This is a genomic window from Paenibacillus zanthoxyli JH29 (assembly GCF_000520715.1).
Taxonomy (GTDB): Bacteria; Bacillota; Bacilli; order Paenibacillales; family Paenibacillaceae; genus Paenibacillus_AQ; species Paenibacillus_AQ zanthoxyli.
In genome coordinates, this window is the sequence record NZ_ASSD01000398.1 from 1 (window position 1) to 17,812 (window position 17,812).

General features: G+C 35.9%; 18 protein-coding genes and 1 pseudogene. 3 read left to right on the forward strand and 16 right to left on the reverse strand.

Features of this window, described 5'->3' with window-relative positions:
* Positions 1-147: 147 nt before the first annotated feature.
* Positions 148-924: a helix-turn-helix transcriptional regulator gene (locus tag L691_RS0114950; protein ID WP_025691286.1), complete on the reverse strand. Its 777-nt coding sequence runs from the start codon at positions 922-924 to the stop codon at positions 148-150.
* 920 nt (positions 925-1,844) lie between these two features.
* Here L691_RS0114950 and L691_RS33605 point away from each other — a divergent pair.
* Together L691_RS33605 and L691_RS34295 are read left to right on the forward strand one after the other, a co-directional pair.
* Entirely contained in the window at positions 1,845-2,012 is a 168-nt protein-coding gene (locus tag L691_RS33605; protein WP_232229196.1) for a hypothetical protein, read from the forward strand.
* 305 nt (positions 2,013-2,317) lie between these two features.
* The gene (locus L691_RS34295) at positions 2,318-2,488 is read left to right on the forward strand and encodes a transposase (protein ID WP_408634750.1); all 171 of its coding nucleotides are present in this window, start codon (positions 2,318-2,320) and stop codon (positions 2,486-2,488) included.
* A 391-nt stretch (positions 2,489-2,879) separates the two neighbouring features.
* Here the strand turns inward: L691_RS34295 and L691_RS33610 are convergent.
* The 4 genes and pseudogenes from L691_RS33610 to L691_RS0114975 all read right to left on the reverse strand — a co-directional run.
* A pseudogene (locus L691_RS33610) lies at positions 2,880-3,539 on the reverse strand (IS630 family transposase); the annotation flags it as partial.
* A 331-nt stretch (positions 3,540-3,870) separates the two neighbouring features.
* On the reverse strand, positions 3,871-4,995 hold the full coding sequence (locus tag L691_RS0114965; protein WP_025691288.1) for a nucleotidyltransferase family protein: 1,125 nt from the start codon (positions 4,993-4,995) through the stop codon (positions 3,871-3,873).
* A 49-nt stretch (positions 4,996-5,044) separates the two neighbouring features.
* Positions 5,045-5,698, reverse strand: coding sequence for a dTMP kinase (locus tag L691_RS0114970; RefSeq protein ID WP_025691289.1), 654 nt, complete (start codon positions 5,696-5,698; stop codon positions 5,045-5,047).
* 127 nt (positions 5,699-5,825) lie between these two features.
* Positions 5,826-7,106, reverse strand: coding sequence for an adenylosuccinate synthase (locus L691_RS0114975; protein WP_025691290.1), 1,281 nt, complete (start codon positions 7,104-7,106; stop codon positions 5,826-5,828).
* A gap of 113 nt (positions 7,107-7,219) precedes the next feature.
* Between L691_RS0114975 and L691_RS0114980 the strand changes: the two genes are divergently transcribed.
* Positions 7,220-8,107, forward strand: a complete 888-nt coding sequence (locus tag L691_RS0114980; RefSeq protein WP_025691291.1) for a LysR family transcriptional regulator — start codon at positions 7,220-7,222, stop codon at positions 8,105-8,107.
* A gap of 38 nt (positions 8,108-8,145) precedes the next feature.
* Here the strand turns inward: L691_RS0114980 and L691_RS0114985 are convergent, their stop codons facing one another.
* The 11 genes from L691_RS0114985 to L691_RS33615 form a co-directional block, all read right to left on the reverse strand.
* Positions 8,146-9,138, reverse strand: a complete 993-nt coding sequence (locus tag L691_RS0114985) for a radical SAM protein (protein WP_025691292.1) — start codon at positions 9,136-9,138, stop codon at positions 8,146-8,148.
* A gap of 18 nt (positions 9,139-9,156) precedes the next feature.
* The gene (locus tag L691_RS0114990) at positions 9,157-10,260 is read right to left on the reverse strand and encodes a (d)CMP kinase (RefSeq protein WP_025691293.1); all 1,104 of its coding nucleotides are present in this window, start codon (positions 10,258-10,260) and stop codon (positions 9,157-9,159) included.
* Between the two features lie 25 nt (positions 10,261-10,285).
* A complete protein-coding gene (locus L691_RS0114995) occupies positions 10,286-10,540 on the reverse strand; it encodes a phosphopantetheine-binding protein (RefSeq protein WP_232229199.1) in 255 nt (84 codons plus the stop codon).
* A gap of 105 nt (positions 10,541-10,645) precedes the next feature.
* Positions 10,646-11,656 carry an ABC transporter ATP-binding protein gene (locus L691_RS0115000; protein ID WP_051459378.1) on the reverse strand — a complete coding sequence of 337 codons (1,011 nt, stop codon included), beginning with the start codon at positions 11,654-11,656 and terminating at the stop codon, positions 10,646-10,648.
* Positions 11,637-12,434: an ABC transporter permease gene (locus L691_RS0115005; RefSeq protein ID WP_025691296.1), complete on the reverse strand. Its 798-nt coding sequence runs from the start codon at positions 12,432-12,434 to the stop codon at positions 11,637-11,639. Before L691_RS0115005 ends, L691_RS0115000 begins: the two co-directional genes overlap by 20 nt.
* Before the next feature lies 1 nt (position 12,435).
* The gene (locus L691_RS0115010) at positions 12,436-13,164 is read right to left on the reverse strand and encodes an ABC transporter permease (RefSeq protein ID WP_036737192.1); all 729 of its coding nucleotides are present in this window, start codon (positions 13,162-13,164) and stop codon (positions 12,436-12,438) included.
* A 59-nt stretch (positions 13,165-13,223) separates the two neighbouring features.
* Entirely contained in the window at positions 13,224-14,219 is a 996-nt protein-coding gene (locus tag L691_RS0115015; RefSeq protein ID WP_025691298.1) for an aminoacyl--tRNA ligase-related protein, read from the reverse strand.
* Positions 14,220-14,239: 20 nt separating this feature from the next.
* The gene (locus L691_RS0115020; protein ID WP_025691299.1) at positions 14,240-14,902 is read right to left on the reverse strand and encodes a class I SAM-dependent methyltransferase; all 663 of its coding nucleotides are present in this window, start codon (positions 14,900-14,902) and stop codon (positions 14,240-14,242) included.
* A 42-nt stretch (positions 14,903-14,944) separates the two neighbouring features.
* Positions 14,945-16,186, reverse strand: coding sequence for a phosphoenolpyruvate--protein phosphotransferase (gene ptsP, locus L691_RS0115025; protein ID WP_025691300.1), 1,242 nt, complete (start codon positions 16,184-16,186; stop codon positions 14,945-14,947).
* Between the two features lie 58 nt (positions 16,187-16,244).
* Positions 16,245-17,279 (reverse strand): hypothetical protein, encoded by a 1,035-nt coding sequence (locus tag L691_RS0115030; protein WP_025691301.1) that lies wholly within the window; start codon positions 17,277-17,279, stop codon positions 16,245-16,247.
* Positions 17,280-17,528: 249 nt separating this feature from the next.
* A partial coding sequence (locus tag L691_RS33615; protein ID WP_232229197.1) for a hypothetical protein occupies positions 17,529-17,812 on the reverse strand: 284 nt, incomplete at its 5' end.

Here is a 17,812-nt window from a genome sequence, read left to right on the forward strand (position 1 = left end):
ATTTCACAACTACGATCTTAGAAGGGGCACTAGGTCGCTTTGAAAAGAAGGTCTGGAATTACCAAGTTTTGCTTGTGCACTTATCGTCTGTAGAAAAATGACCCCTGTTACTCCGTTGATTTTATTGAGGGATAAGCTCTAAACTTTTTACATATTTTTCACTTTCTTTTTACGATAATCTAATGGAGTGATGCCAAAATATCTTTTAAAGTATTTTGAGAAATGTGAACAGGACACATAGCTTAGTGTCCTAGATATCTCTAATACGCTCATATCTGTTTGCAATAATAACTTTTGAGCTTCTTCCATTCGGAATTTTTGGATTTGTTTTATTGGTGATATTTTAAATACCTTTGTAAATCTGTTACAAAGATATACTGGGTTACAGCTTATGAGATCAGCTAATTGTTGTAAAGTAAGAGGTTGGGAAAAGTGAGTCCTAATATATCTATGAATAAATATTAATCGAGAATCTATGTATCTGATACTTTTCCTTTGTGAATGTTTTGCTTGTATATGTAGATAATATTCTGAGATGACAGACATTACTTGTTTAAGTTCATTTGCATAGGTCTTATTCATATTTTTCTCATTACTGCTAAAAATCTTACGTAATAATACAAGGATGGTTTTCTCGATTCCATTGTTTAATATGATTATTGGTAAAGAGGTAGGTTCTGTTATAGAAAGGGTAATACCTCGAAAAGATGTAGGTTCATTTTTTGCACTAAAATAGGTTGTTTCATCGCATATAAGTATTTGACCTTTATGTGCATCCACTCTTGTACCTTTGTTTATACAAACCAAACTCGAAAGGCATTCAATAACAAGAAGGGTTCTGTTGCTACCATATTGAAAACGAAAACTACTGTTAGTGTCAAACCATATCTGAAAAAAAGCGGAATTAATGGAATGTATGTTCAAATTCAGAACCTCCAGGGAATAATCTGGAATTATTATAAAAGCGCATACAATTGATGAAATGATACGAGTTTGCAGATGTTAAATAACAGTTCATTCATGTTGTTGATAAAATAGCATATAAAAAACAATTATGAATTCACCAGATCATATAATCTGATGGGAATTCCTTATAGCCTTTCCCCTTTTTTTGTTATGTAACGGTTATAATAATTAAGCGAATAAAAAATGAAATGACACCCCCATAACGAAGTCTGTTGAAAATAATTTATGGGCAGAGGGTCCTTCTAACGAAAATAGATTATTTTTGAACAATGTTGAACGGGTGCTGATTTAGAATGGTATAAGGCTATATACAATCTAAAGTTTATTATACTTAATAATTAAAAAAATGCAATAATTGGTTCAGTAACCGATTTCTTGACTCTTGCTCACTTGTCAAAAAATTAACGTAATATTTCTTCTTGTCGCTCATATCATATTTTTAATGTGAGCATTTTGCATTAAACTGAGCCCTTGCTATACCTTTGGCAACAAGGTCAAAAGGTTTGGCTACAAACTGTATCTAGTACCTTGACCAATTTTGATTTATAATTTAGGCTCCTCACAAGAAGAACTTGAGGAGGGCCCACTGATGAACAAAAAATACGAGGTTCGACTCCAAGTGAAGGAAAGGGAATGGATCGAAACCCTCCTTCATGCGGATGCCACATCCAAAGGGATTCGTCATCGTTGCCTTGTGTTGCTTCTGCGGATGAAAATCAAGGTGCGATTCCAACGCAGGCTGAGATTGCACGGCGCTCAGGGGTCAGCGAAGTTACCGTATCGAATACGGTGAAGGACTACTGTACTCGCGGCCTGCACTAGACGCTGCGTTACGCCAGCGCGCCGAACCGGCACGTCCTTCGCCAATAATCGGCGAGGTGGAAGCCCGAATCATCGCGTTAGCCTGTTCAGAACCTCCCGAGGGATATGCTCGCTGGACCATTCGTTTGTTGACCCGCCGGGTGATCGAGCTCAAGATTCTGGAATCCGTGGGAGCGGAAACGATTCGGACCACGTTAAAAAAACAAAACTTAAGCCTCACTTGAAAAAACAGTGGTGTATTCCCACCAAAGCCAGTAGCGAATTTGTTGCCCGCATGGAGGCCATTTTAGAAACGTATGCCCTTCCCTATGACCCGGAAATTCCGTTGATCTGTATGGATGAATAGCCCGTACAACTGCTCGATCATTCCCGTCCACCGGAACTTATGAACCCCGGAAAGGTACGTCGGGAAGATTACGAATATGTGCGTAAGGGCAGTTGCAGCCTATTCCTGTTCACGGAACCTTTAGCCGGGTGGCGTCACGTCCACGTCAGTGAAAGACGAACCAAAGCCGATTAGGCCCAGCAAATCCGGGAGCTTCTTGACGTTCATTATCCCCAGGCAAAGCGAATTCGGCTAGTCATGGATAACTTGAAAACGCATACGATTTCGTCGCTATATGAAACGTTTACTCCTGAAATTGCGCTCTCCCTGGCTAAGCGTCTGGAAATCCACTATACCCCCAAACATGGAAGCTGACTGAACATCGCTGAAATCGAGCTAAGCGCATTGACGATTCAATGTCTGCATCGACGAATCGACTCGATGGAGCAATTACAGCATGAAGCAACTGCTTGGGAAGTGAATCGCAATTTGGGACAGAAAGCGGTCCATTGGCATTTCACGACCCAGCAGGCCAGAGGAAAATTAAGACACCTCTATCCTGAAATTTGATTCGGTCAAGGTCCTAGTAGATCGCTCCTGAAATAACGTTTCTTCAAGCTAATGTTCCAAGCCGTACTCCTAACGGAAGGGGATTGGATTCTCATTGACTTCTTGAAGGTACAGTTCGATTCGTTGTTTTAATTCGTCCTTCGATTTCACACGAATGTGACGAAGCACCTGTTTCGTCATCTTGGCAAAGAAGCTTTCAAATCACATTCAGCCACGAACCGTGTTTAGGTGTCAAGAAGATGAATTCAAAGCGGTTCGGGACACTCTCCAAATACGCTTTCGTCTCTTTAGATATGTGAGCGGAATGGTTATCTAAAATGATTTGAATGCGTAATTCCGGGCTGTAGTGAGTATCCAGTTTTTTCAGAAATTCGACGAATTCTCGGCTCCGGTGGCGATCCTCCACGGAACCAATGACTTCGCCCGTCACCAGGTCTAGGCCCGCCAGCAAGCTCAGCGTTCCATATCTTTTATATTCAGAATCACGGCCTATGGTAGGATGCTCACCCGCAACGGGAGGCAGGTCTTCGGCTGTATTGCCAATGGCCTGAATACCGGGTTTCTCGTCGTACGACAAATAAACGTCGCAAAGCGGCTTTAACTCTTCATTCTCCAGAATGAACTCAACTTGCTGGTACACACATAGCACTTCTGCCCTCTTGGTATCAAAGTCGGGATCGTGGCGTTCCAGGTAGTACCGAACCTTATGGGGTTGCAAGTCTTGGGCGGCAAGCAGCCGAAACACGCTACTGGGCGACATGCGATAAAGACATTCATGACTTTCCGATGCCGCGTGATTGCGCACGTGCTGGGCCAACAGACGTTGGGTCCAAACTTCATAGGAGTAGCCTAAATCCTTTGGCTTTTGGCAGGCTAACGAAAGAACCCAGGCTTTTGCTTGGGTGTGACGACAGGAGGCCTGCCGGAACGCTGCTCTTCACCCAGTGCAGTTTCTGGCCCGAGTGCCAGTGCTTTGTCGACATAACGGTTGACCTTGGATACGGTGGTTCCCAACGTTTCTGCGATCTTGGGGATGCTTAGGCCGTCTGCATAATAGGAGAACGCGAGCACGTTCTACCCGACGATATTCTTCTGAACGAGCATGGCTGATCCGCTCAAGCATTTCCCGCTCGGCGTCAGTTAGTACAATACGTTATACCAAACCTTTACAAGTGGAAAAATCGCATTTACATTATTTCTTCTTTACTATTGTATTTTAGAGCTTCGTCAACGCTTAACTTCTGATTGAAAACCCTTGTTATTATGGGCAGCTTCCAGAAAACTTTCTTCCCAGATTTATTATAATAAAAATCAATTTTATCTATGCTTACTATATATTTTTTCAACTCATTTGGTACAGCATTTTCTCCAAACAATTCATTAATGCAAGTCATGACATATTCTACAGGCTCACTTATGTCGTATTCAACTATTAATGAATCTACAAAATCCCAGTTATCTATTTTTTTAAAGGCTAATAGAATATCAACATACTTTATAAGTTGTATGTCTCCGAAATTATAATACCAACATATTTGCCAACAAAAGAAAATTGCTTCATTGAATAAGTGAAGGATTAAATGAAGCAATAAGTCTTCAGGCGCCGGCCCTATCATTTTCATATTATAGCCGACATAAATTTTTCTTCTTTTTAGTAAATTTATCGCGGAGAAATGGGGAAATCCACGATAATTATCATGCCCTTTCCAAGATAAAGAATGATTTACATCAATCATAATATCATCAGACATGTTATTAATATCCAATTTATGATATTCGACGGTCTCATGAGTACACATTTCTTTTAAAAGGATATCTTCCCGACTAGCACCCTTGAAAGACTGTGAGTTAATTTCAATAGTCCCCTGTTTATAACCATTCTTGGCCAATAATCCTTTCATTTCTTTCAATTTATTTCTACTTACTAAAATATCTATATCTTCATAAATCCTGTAACCACTTTCCGGATATAGAAAAAAAGAATTTAAAGGTCCCTTCATTATGACTGCATCCATATTATTCTCATTAATCATTTCTGATAGTGCACATGCTTCTAATTGTAATTTTAAGTCTAACTCTTTTGTTTGCTGTGAAAAAATTTGTAGAAGTTTAAGCAGATTAGCATTTAATAAATATGCTAAGTTACAATTCAATATTTCTTTATATAGAATTGGTAGAATTCTATGAACAGTTGCTTGAAATAAAACATCTTCCCAATCAAGCCTCAATATTTCACCTTCAGTGATTTTCTTTGAGTCTATTTTTAAGAACTGTTTCAATAAATTGATCAAAAAGACATTATTATTATTCATATTTATAACATTCATCTCCATTATTTAATCAAGTCCAATGAATCGAATATTATGCATATTTTAGTTTTAGCAGTTCCATTATTTCTTGATGAATAACTTCTTTACTTCTGCTAGCATCAAAAACATGTATATTTTCATTGCTCACCAATAAATCATATCCCCTTTTTCTAACCGTAAGGTTTTCAATTTTTTCATGTTCTTTAACCGCTTTACCTCTGGATAGTATCCGTTCATATGCCTCAGAAGGACAAATTTCTAAGTATATATTTACGCCAAATGACATAATGCTGTTCAGCATATCCCACCCATGTTCAAAATCATTAGAGAACATGTACCTTTGTTCAATGTATAAATCAAAGACATTCCTGTCCAAAATAACATTATTACCCAATTTCAAATTATAAATAACAGTATTTATAAAAAACTGCAAGTATTCAAAGGCTATTAAATAAGAGATATATTTTTGATCAATTTTTTTAGAATGCTGGTATAAATATTTTAGTGTTATATAAAACTCCTCATTCTGAGTGATTTTATGGCTAAATTTAATTGTATTCTTGGATCCTAGTTCCTGCAATAATAACTCAGTCTGCGTAGTCTTTCCTGAGCCATCCAATCCAGAAAAAGTTATCAAGTTCCCAAGTAACTCTTCCTTGGAGTAATTAATACTCTCACTTGTATACATTGGTTTCAAATCAATCATTCTAACGACTCCTAACATAATTTATTGTATAAATAAATGTTTGTGAACCATAGAATCATTTTTGGAGTATAGTGCTGAGAAGCAGGATGGTCACAAATCTCTGAATCCCTTAAGAGAGATCAACTGATCATGGCTTCTCTATAATTTGCTCCCGTTTCGGACCGTTGGATATCCATTTGATCGGTACACCGATCATCTTCTCCAATGTGAGCACATATCTTTGAGCCGAGTCCGGAAGCTCACCGAAATGACGTATACCGGAAATATCGCTTTTCCATCCCGGCAGCTTTGTGTAAATTGGCTTCGCTTGATCAAGGTCAGCGGGAACAGGAAATGATTCCGTTTGTAAGCCATTGATTTTGTAGGCAACGCAAACCGGGATATCATCCAGATAACCCAATACGTCTAGATTTGTCAATGCAACCTCCGTGGCTCCCTGCACCAAACAACCGTATCGTGTGGCCACAGCATCGAACCATCCCATCCTGCGTGGCCGACCCGTCGTAGCTCCGAACTCTCCGGCATCACCGCCTCGGCGGCGCAGCTCATCGGCTTCCGCATCGAAAATTTCGTTTACAAATGGACCCGCGCCAACACAGCTGGAGTAAGCCTTAGTAACAGCGACAATCCGATTCATAGCATAAGGTGGCAGGCCTGCCCCCACAGTTGCAAACCCAGCCAAGGTAGACGAAGAGGTCGAGAACGGATAGATGCCGTTATCCGGATCCCGTAATGCACCTAATTGTCCTTCAGCCAATATCTGCTCGCCTCGGTGGTATGCTTGTTGCAGAAGCACCGTCGTATCGCAGACATAGGGCTTGAGCCGTTCTCCCAACTGCTTCAGCTCATCGATGTAATGATCCGGCTGTAGGATAGGCTCGTTGTAGAGATGCTCCAAAAGTATATTCTTTGAAATGAGAGATTGTTCCAATCTGAGCCGCAGCCTATCAGTGTTATATAGATCCGCCACCTGAATTCCCAGCTTAAAATATTTATCGGAATAAAAAGGAGCAATACCTGTTTTGGTGGAGCCAAAAGCGCTATCGCCCAGTCTCTTCTCTTCTAGTTCGTCGAACAGCTTATGAAAAGGAAGCACAACCTGTGCCCGATCTGAAACTCGGAGCTCTGGAGCCGGAACGCCCCGAGATAAGAGTTCCTCCAACTCGCTAAAGAACTTATGCAAGTCAAGCGCCACCCCCTGTCCAATCACATTGACTACATTGGGATGAAAGACACCGGAGGGCAGCAGATGAAGTGCAAACTTCCCATATTCATTAATAATGGTATGTCCTGCGTTAGCCCCTCCCTGATATCGCACTACAAAACCACACTTCGCCGCAAGTGCGTCCGTAATTTTTCCTTTTCCTTCATCTCCCCAATTCGCGCCGACAATTGCAGTAACTGACATGGACCCAATCCCCTTCCAAGCTTGTATTAATTTCCTATTATTATTATAATCATCGTATCGTTATAAAGAAAATTGATTATTAATTATACTTGATATAAATGGAGTTGATATCATTGTTCCTTGTCGAAGGGAATATTGAGTGGTACAAAGTTTTTTATATGGTTGCCCGTTATGGAAATTTGTCGAGAGCAGCAGAGAAACTTTTTATAACGCAGCCTGCCGTTACACATACCATCAAGCAATTGGAAGCTCATCTCGGCAACCAGCTTCTATTTCGCACCTCCCGCGGCGTCAAACTAACCGAAAATGGAGAAATTTTATACCAGCATATTGAAAAAGCATTTCAACATCTTATGACGGCAGAACGAATGCTGGTAGAAATACATCAATTGCAGCAAGGTGAAATAACCATCGGTGCCGGTGATACTTTGTGCAAGCATTACCTACTCCCCTATTTAAAGATGTTTCACGAGACTTATCCAGATATCAAGATTCAAGTAACCAACCGTACAACCCAGGAAACCATCAGGCTCTTGAAGGACGGAGTGATCGACTTCGGAATTATTAACCTGCCTGTCCAAGATTCGCAAGTAGCTATCCGTCAAAGCTTATCCTTGCAGGATTGCTTCATAGCCTCCCGAAAATTCAGCGAACTGGCAGAAGGTTATATTACTCCCGCAATATTAGTCAATTATCCGTTGATTCTCCTGGAATCCGGCAGCAGTATTCGACAGCACATCAACTGGTACTTCCGTAGTCACGGATTGGAGATCGCACCTGAAATCGAGCTTGGCAGCGTTGATCTCCTGGCAGATTTCGCCCGGGCAGGGCTCGGTATCGCCTGTATCATTCACAACTTCACTGAGCCATTTTCGCTCCAAGGGGATCTGTTCGAGATAAGACTTACCCCACCTATTCCCACCCGTAACATTGGAGTTGTCACACTTAAGAGTGTCCCGCTATCTTCGGCAGCAAGGAAGTTTATCGATATGCTGCCCTAATCCAATTGTTAACAAGAGTTATGACAACTCGGTAATAACTATATTATTTTATTGTAAGACTTACTTAAGTGACAGCTATAATAACAGCCTTCACATTTGTTATCTAACGATTTTTTTCGGAAGTCATTTAACTTATTTGAATTCCAGAGGGAATATAGACTACTCTCCCGTAAGTCCCCAATAACTTCACCTCCCCAACAGGACAATAACTTCATCTCTTGGTTAATAGATATTTGCGTAAATGGTGCATAACATTTTATAGGAATAAATTTTTGCTGTTCGAAGTAATTACAAATATTTTGAAGATAACTAGATTCATTATATATAGGATAACCTTCATCTTTAAGCATTAATATTTTTTTAAATATCCTTTCATATTCAAAGATATCATTTCGATCAGGCTGATATTTATTCTTCAAATCTATACTCATACTGGTAGTATCTATTGGCTGAAATTGAATAGGAATTTCTCGTTTCATGCAAAAATCCAATAATTTCTCAAGATAATTTACATTCAGCTTATGTAATGTACAACAAATAGAAAGATTTAATTCCTTATATTTATTAATAATTAACTCGATATTTTCTATGATTTTCTTATTGCCTATTCCTCTCACTTGTTTATATACATGATGATCTATGCAATCAAGAGAGATACCAACTTTTTTACAGCCACAATTAATCAGTTGTTGTATTACATTATCAGTAAGCATCGTTCCGTTGGTTATAAGTAACGTATCCAAATCCATATTTCTTGTATGAAAGTGAATATCGATAAAGTCCTTATGTAATAAGGGCTCTCCTCCCGAAAATAAGACTTGTTCAACCCCTAGACTTTTAGCGTCTTCTATAATTTTGAGAATTATTTCTTCAGAGGGTGTCGCAGATGTTTTGTCTTTCCAGTTGTTACAATACTCACACTTACTATTACATTTTGGAGTAATGCCAATGCTTAATTGATACGGTTTGATATCCGCCCAATTTCTAGCAACATCATTATCAATGTTTGCAAATTTTTTGTATATCCCCATAAATTCGTAGTCCTCCAGTCAGCCGTTTTTTATTACTTTCAAATACTTCACGATGTCTTCTTTTGCCTCTAATCGCTGAAAAAAAGTTGTTCTAAAAGAAAAAGAAGATTCTATTGCTGAGCATTTTTGTGACAAAAGTTTAAGTAAATCATTCTGAGCTGAGCAAACAAGCAAATTATTCCCAAAGAGATGCGGTTTTATATATATTTCGTTAATTTTAGAAAACAAAATATCTTGGCTATTTTTCAATACAATAACAATACTGTTTTCAGTATCATTGGTTATTCCGGAAACAAAGTCCATATCCAAACAACAGAAATCTATTGAACTGTATTGCCGCTTTAATTCTTCAGCATATTTTTTATCCAGAATAATTTTTTTAATTGTAAATGCACTATCGTGAAAATTCTCAACCCATCTATTTACAGTTGCATAATCATTTGACAAGCATATAAGAATCATCGGAGTACTCTCTTTTTTCAAAAAATAGTTCCTATATCTCAACATTTCACCCAATGTATCTTCAGGAGTAAATAAAGTACTATCTATATAAAGCACTTTATCTTTATCATCTAAAAATGTGGTGACAAGAGCTCTATCTGCAGTATCACGCTTATTGGAAATTTGCAATACTTCTTCACTTTGCTTTAAATTTCTTCCCTTATTTTTCATTTCTAAAGCAAGACGCTTATTCCTTTCTTCTTCCGAACAAAACAAAAAATATGAAATCTCGATATTTGAAAATAAGGTATTAGTGTTTCGGCCCTCTATAACAAATGATCCGTGGTCAATCAACATTTTCAACGTATGTATTGCTAAATTCTCAATCTCAAAACTCTTCGAAATTTTGTAGCACATCTTATCTATTTCAGGTGTTCCATGTAATATATCCGTTATTTCTTCCCCTTGACAAAAGATTTTAAAAGGATTATGCAAATCATCCATATGCCATTCAAACTTAAAATGTTCCATATTAAATTCAATATGAACCAGCTTTGCATATGAAATCGCTCTAAAAATGTATCCAAAACTTATAAATCTATAGCCCAATTTCTTTGCCAAAGAAATAGCTCTTGCTGTCTTGCCAACCCCACTCAGTCCATCTATTGTTATGATCCCCATATTTAAAAATTCTTTCCTCTCGTTTTTATTTTGTTCCTAAACACTCTACTACCAGCATGGAAATATCATAAATTGTTGCAAAACACTCTGGCAAAAGTTGTTCATCATTGAATTCAATCTCAAACTTTTCCTCAATTTCAACTATGTATCGAATTAGATTCATAGAATCCATTCCGTACTCTTCCTTGAGATTTGAGTTATATGAACCATCAAATGGCTTATCGATAATGTTCTCATCCTTCAATATGTCCACCAATACTTCACATATTTCATTTTGCATGTTATTCACTGGCTGGAACCACCTTTCCTATCCCTATACGAAATGTTTCAACAAGCACATTGAATCGGCGAAGCCCGTTTTATTATTGAAAGATCTGCCTATATGTTATACCCCATGCTGATATATTTCTCTTATAATATCTTCAACATCTTTCTCTTCGATTTCAAATTTATCAATTTCTTCATATTTTGTGACTTCATTAATCAACTGCCCGATTGAAATTGAATCACTTGCAAGTTCGACCTTCCAGGTATATCCATTTCCCATTTGTTTGGCTTCAATGACTTGAGAAATTGGAAATTTATCTATTGAATTTACAAAAGAAATATAAAGAATCGTAGAGTCACTATATTTTTGTTTTAAGCTGTTGATTGTTTGATTGAAAATCACCTCACCTTTATCTATTATTATTATTCTATCGCTCAATTCCTCAATATCTCTCATATCATGTGATGTTAAAATAATTGTTGTATTAAATGCTCTATTCAGTTTCTTAATAAACTGACGTATCTGTTTCTTTGCAACTAAATCAAGCCCAATTGTAGGCTCGTCTAAAAAAAGAATCTCCGGGTTATGGATGATAGAAGCAGCAAATTCTGCTCTCATTCTTTGTCCAAGGCTTAATTGCCTAACAGGCTGCAACCATATAGAATCAAGTTCTAAATACTTTCTAAACAACTGTAAACTTGCCTCATATGTTTTGTCGCTTACCTTATAGATTCTTCTAAGTAAATAAAAAGTATCGCATACAGGTAAATCCCACCATAATTGAGATCGCTGTCCAAAAACCACTCCTATTCTATATGCGTTTTCCTTCCGATTTTTAAAAGGATCTTTTCCCAAAACCTCTATTTTTCCACTAGTAGGAGCCAAAATACCACATAACATTTTAATTGTCGTAGATTTTCCTGCACCATTTGGACCCAAAAAGCCGATTATTTCACCTCTGCCAATTTCAATTTTCACATTTTTTACTGCAGATATTTGCTTATACTTTCTTATTAGCAAATGCTTAAAACCTGTTTCATTTCTTTTTACGATTTTATATTCTTTACAAACCTCTTCCGCCTTGATAATAATATCTTTTTTTTTCATATTAGCTTCCACTTCCATCATAATGACTTAGCCCTTTCTTAAAAAAAATAATTGCAAACCAAAATAGCATACATGCAATTATTGGTGCTCCACCCCCAAGCAGCCATTCTACTGTTGTGTTTGCCTTATTGAGGAGGATTAATATTGGATAATAGCAGATTAGCGCCCATGGTATTATCGTTGAAAGAATGATCCTTATTGTTTTTGGAAAAATCAATAAGGGATATTCAGTAAATTTACGAAGATCATAATATAGAATATCTCCTAATTGAGTGGAACGATTCATCCAAAAAGACAGACTTCCGATAAAAATCATTGCAGCAGACTGAATCATCGTTCCACTGATGATTATAATAATTAAAAATAGATACCAATATGGTGATCTAGGAGTATTCATTTCAATTAATGCCTTAATTAAAAAGACGAGAGTAACAACAATTTGTCCCAAGAATGTATCCCCAAATTGTCTGAAAACCAAATGTTTAATGACACCTAATGGTCTAATTAGATATCCATCAAGATTTCCGGATGTTATTTCTGTCTCTAATCGAAATACTGGCCAAAAGAACATTCCAGCTATCGCATAGGTTAATATGTTTAATCCGTATAAAAAGCTTAAATCCTCAAAAGTCCATCCAGCTATAGTGCCAAAATTGTTGATAATAACCCAAAAGCTTAAAAATGTAATAAGATAGCAGTAAAAATTGGCTAAGAAGCCACTAAAAAAACTGAATCTATATTCTATGCGTGCTTTTAAAAACTTTTTTATAAATTCAAAATAAATGAATACAAACTCCATCTCATCCCCCCTGTATAACAACTTTTTTCATTACACTTCTATAAACAAACAAATTAAGCAAGATAAGAACTATTAGCCAAAGGAATCCAACAAAAAAATATTTGAGCATAATTTGGGTTTCAATTTTATTAAACATGATTTGTAATGGAAATGAATATAAATATTGAAAAGGAAGAAGCGTCGCAATGCTACGTAACTGTTCAGGCATAATAGTAAGTGGTATAATCCCTCCACCGATAAAACGGATAGTATCATCCAATAAACGCTGAAATGGCCATATATCAAACAAAACGATTGCCAAAAATCCTAAAATAGAATACATGAGCACAAAAATGATATGACCAATTATTAATGCAAGCATGCAAAAAAATGCATTATGAAAGCTTATTTTCCAGAACATCGTATTAAAATAAAGAATAATTATCGGCAATCCTTTTATAATAAAACTAGCCAAAACTTCACCTAATTCCAATAGCCATGACATTGTGAATATATTAATTGGTTTTAATAAGTCTAGTGCAAACATTCCATTAGAGACTCTGTCTCCTATTCTTTTGGCAATTCCCCTGCAATAAAAGATAGCAATTATATTGGCAACGACGATATAACGATTCATATAAGTAATCATATTCACGTCATTATGATACAAATATTTCCACAACATAATCATTATCCAAATGGAGAAAACAGAGCTTATTGTTGAAAAAAAAACGGACCACCTATATTCCATCGAATTTTTCACTGAAATCTTTAAAAAATTCACTTTTCTATCCTCACTTTATTCATTTTTTAAAATGAAGCCTTACTCACTTCATAACATAAATCACGAATGCTTCTGCTCCATTTATCACTGTCAATCCCAAACTGAGCCAAGTATGCCAATACTACTCTTTCAATTCCTATTCCAACACATCCAGACACTACTTGTTGTGTTTGTTTCATCGAGATATTAAATGCTTTTGTAAAGCTTTGATCATGATAATTTATTGATGCTACCGCCATACTTCTTTCCTTGTCAAAATAAACTCTAAACTCATGTTTTAAATCTTGAAGCATCTGTATACGTTCTAATAGTTTTGCTTCGGCCATCACAAAGCTGTCAGTTGCTTTCACAAGTTCAAAGCTAAGACCTAGTTCGAGTAATGTATCTTTAATCAAGGCTTCTACCCGATTCAAACTTTCTCTAACATATTCAGGATCCCCAATAAATACTATTTCTCTTATGTTATAACTTTTCAAACGCCCAAATGAGGTATCTTCACTCACTACTCCTTCATTTCTACATACATTCTGTTCAAAAGAAATCTTTAACGGATTTTCTAAAACTGTATTCTCATATTCAGGATACATATGATAACATGCTGATGGTGATAATACATATTGAGCTGAGTTGAGATACCCTTCTCTAATTTTCTTAACAGTAATATTTGTTGACTTAAATTTTTTCTTAATACTTGCTTGATCTATAGCTAATTCATCACAAAAAATGCAATGATGTGAAAACTTAATTAAATAATTGGTTTTTTCAATCGTCTCTACCGGTAAAAGCAAAGGATATTTTTTAACTTCACAACCCATTTTGTCTGCAATAGATTTTCCTACTTTTCGAATTGCTTCAAATAAATAAACTCCTTTTTTATCAAAGGAAATATCGTTATTAATCTTTTTAACGAATCCAGAATTATAGATTTCCCCTTGTGTGCAATAAGTTAGATCTTTTTTGTTTGAATAAATAACTTTATTCTCATCAGTTATTATTTTTTTTTCACCCCTGTTGCTTAACATAATCATTATCTCCTTAAAAATCATTTTTGTAAGAGGCGTGCATAAATAAAATAATGTTTATTATCATAAATTTCACCATTTCTGTAACAGTCATCAACATGTCGAATGCTTTCTATCTTAAAATTATTAAAAAGTGCAAAAATATCATCTAAATCGACATAATAGTGAGGGATTCCTTTTTCTGGTCCCTCATCTGTCTTAATAATTGTATTTTCATCAACTTGAGGATACCCACCTTTACTATAAAAACCACTATCTTTTGAAGACAATGAAAGATAAATTTCTCCCTCAGGCTTTAGCACTCTTTCTATTTCTTCTAAGATTTCAGAAAAACCCAGACTATCCGTGTGTGAAATTGAATGGTAGGCCCATATGCAATCAAAAAAATGATCTTGGAAGGGTATTTTTTTCATATCGCACACTTTAGTACAGATGCTCAATTGCTCCTGTTCTTTCCATGCATTTAAATAATTAATTCCGAACTCTGATAAATCAATTGCAGCAACCTCGAAATTATTTTTAGCAAAAAGAATTGCATGTCTTCCAAGTCCAGCGCCGATATCTAAAATGGACTTTTTCCTGGACTTTTTCCATTTCTCACAATAAAAATAACTTTCTTCGCAAGGTGCCAGCCAAATGGACTCATTAACGATTTCCCACTTCCACTCTCTAGATTCCGTCATCTAATCACCTCATATAGTAGCTGGACAGTTAATCTAAATATCTCATATACAAGTAATCACGTTCTCTTTGGTATCAAGGATTAACGATGTTGAGACAGATAGTTCATCTATTTCATATTCAAGCAGCCTCTTTATAGTGTCAGGATTTGACGCCATCTCTCCGCAAACCGTACAGGAAATTTTTTTTGAATGCGCAATGTCAATTACATTCTTAATCAGATCAAAAAAAACTTCATCTGATTGCTTGTATAAATTGCAAACCTTGCTATTAGTTCTATCTGCCGCATAAAAATATTGAATTAGATCATTTGTACCGATACTCAGAAAATCTACGTGTTCTGTAAATCTATGAATTTGATAAGCTACGGCTGGAACCTCAACCATAATTCCTAGTTTTACATCACAAAATAATTCACCTTCACTTTTCAGTTCTTTTTTACACAACTCAATAATTTTCTTGGACTCTAGAACTTCCTCTAAAGTCGTAACCATAGGCAATAATATACTAACATTTCCGTACACGCTTGCTCGTAAAATAGCTCTTAGCTGTGTCTTAAAAATATCTATATTTCGTAAACAAAATCGAATTCCTCTACACCCCAGGAAAGGATTCTCTTCCCGTTCAATATTTAAATAGTCAATCTTTTTATCTCCGCCGATATCTATGGTCCTTATTACAACGGTCTTATTATCCATATTTTCAGCTACATATTTATAGCTTATAAACTGTTCTTCTTCACTTGGTAAATCATTGCGATTTAAGAACAAAAATTCTGTTCTATATACACCAATACCTTCTCCGCCTAACTCTACAACACGATGAACTTCTTCAGGAACAATCAAATTCGCAAATATTTTAGTTTCTCGGCCATTGGAACTTATGCACTTTACATCTTTTAAATACAGCTTTTTCTTTTTCTCTAATAAATACTCGTCACACTTTTTTTGATATTTATCCCATAATTCTCTTGTCTCACATAAATTAAAATTAGTAGCTCCAGCCTTTGCTTCAATAAATATATAGTGATCATTAGTGATTTTTTCGATTTCAGATAAATTAACTGCTATTACTGGGATATCATACGATTTTGCCAATATTATACAATGGGAGGTTTCACTTAAATCCAGCGTTATTATTCCTTTGATGCAGTTAATTTTTTTACAAAATACCCCTTCATTATAATATTTATTAATTACGAGTATTATGCCCTCATTCTCAATTTCATTGTCATAACTCCAAATGTGTACTTTTCCAAATGCATAACCATTATTTAATGAAATCATATAATTCTCCCTTCTAAAAAATTTGGCGTGAAATAATTACTCAAACAAGAAACAGTAATCACAAATAAGCATTCGCCTTGCATATTTGCGTATTTCGAACGTCATTGTAACCTAGTTGTTTTCTTATGGATTGAGAAATAAATTTTCCCTTTTTCAGCATTTCCGTATACTCACTAGACATCTTAAATGCCTTTTGAGATTTCGCTTCAATATCGCTTGGCTTAACACCTATTTGGCATTCTTTATCTAAGTAATCAATTGAATGGATAATGCAATAATCACAATTGATCTCACAAGCAGTGTTATTACTCCATGAATACCAGCTTGATGATACTTCATATTTATAATCATCATTACTAATTGACAATAAATTATAACCACTTAAAACATTTTCTGTTAATATATATGACTTGGTAATCATTCTAATAAAATTCAAATCACCTACAGTTGCGTATTTTAGACAAATCCGATCATCTATAAGATTAAATTGATAACCCAAACGCTCAACTACATCCAGGTTAACCGGCTTCTGTAAATCATGCATCCAACATCTGCTATTGGTAATGTCAGCTGCTGCGCAACTTGATTTATGGAAATACTTAATGCTGTTCTTTTCACAAATCTCGACTAAGTGATCTCTTACTTCTGTCTTCACATTTTTTCGTTTGAATTCATCATGAATAGCTCCAGTAATGAGTCTTCCTGAGGTATTCTTTGCGACCTTGACAATTTTTTCAAGATTCTTATAATGATCATTTCTCCCTTGAATGATTGGCCGCACTAAAATAATTACTTTCCCAAATAACTTATTCAAAAGTTCAATAGTCTCTAATCGCTCTTGAAAAGAATATCCTCCTTCATCTAAACCGGTAAGAGAGTACATAACCACGAAATTATCTGTTTTTTCAACATCTTTCAATTTACTGTATATCTCATCGTTGATAACTGCTTTTGTAATGATGTTATATGGAGCTGCATGGTTCTTCAGACTGTTTATTTTGGCAATAGTGTCTTCTATTTGTATTTCCGTAAGAGGATCGCCGAAAGCATTATTAATAGATACGGGGATATCTTTATACCATTTTGAATTCATTTAATAATTTTTCTCCTTTTATGTGATTGTAGGTTTCAATAATTTGAAATTATTATTTCTTCTACAAATTCCAGTTATTTTTCACTTCCTCAGTTATAAATTTATTTTTTCTCTAAAGTAGCATAGAAATTTAGCAAAATATACTAATTCTATAGAATTGAATATTCAATCTGTAAAACTCTATAGAAACAAATTTTTTTATAAAAATCACCTAGCAGGCATTCTTATTCAGAGCACAACAAAGTAGAACTACCCATTAGCAGTTCTTGGGTGGAAGTTAGTGTAAAAATAGGGGGGGCAGACCTTTGTCACGACAAAGCCACTCGCTACAAGCTGTTTAATCATCTGGCTTTGTTTACGTTCATTTTGGGAACGGAAGTGGTTCAAATAGTCGGGTCTGAGCTCTTCATAAGGTCGCCGCTGAAGAGCATATGGTAAATGATTCGAAGCAAGGTGTTTCCGAGCGTCACCAGCGCTTTCTTCTTTCCCAATCGTTTGACCTAGTGCCCCTTCTAAGATCGTAGTTGTGAAAT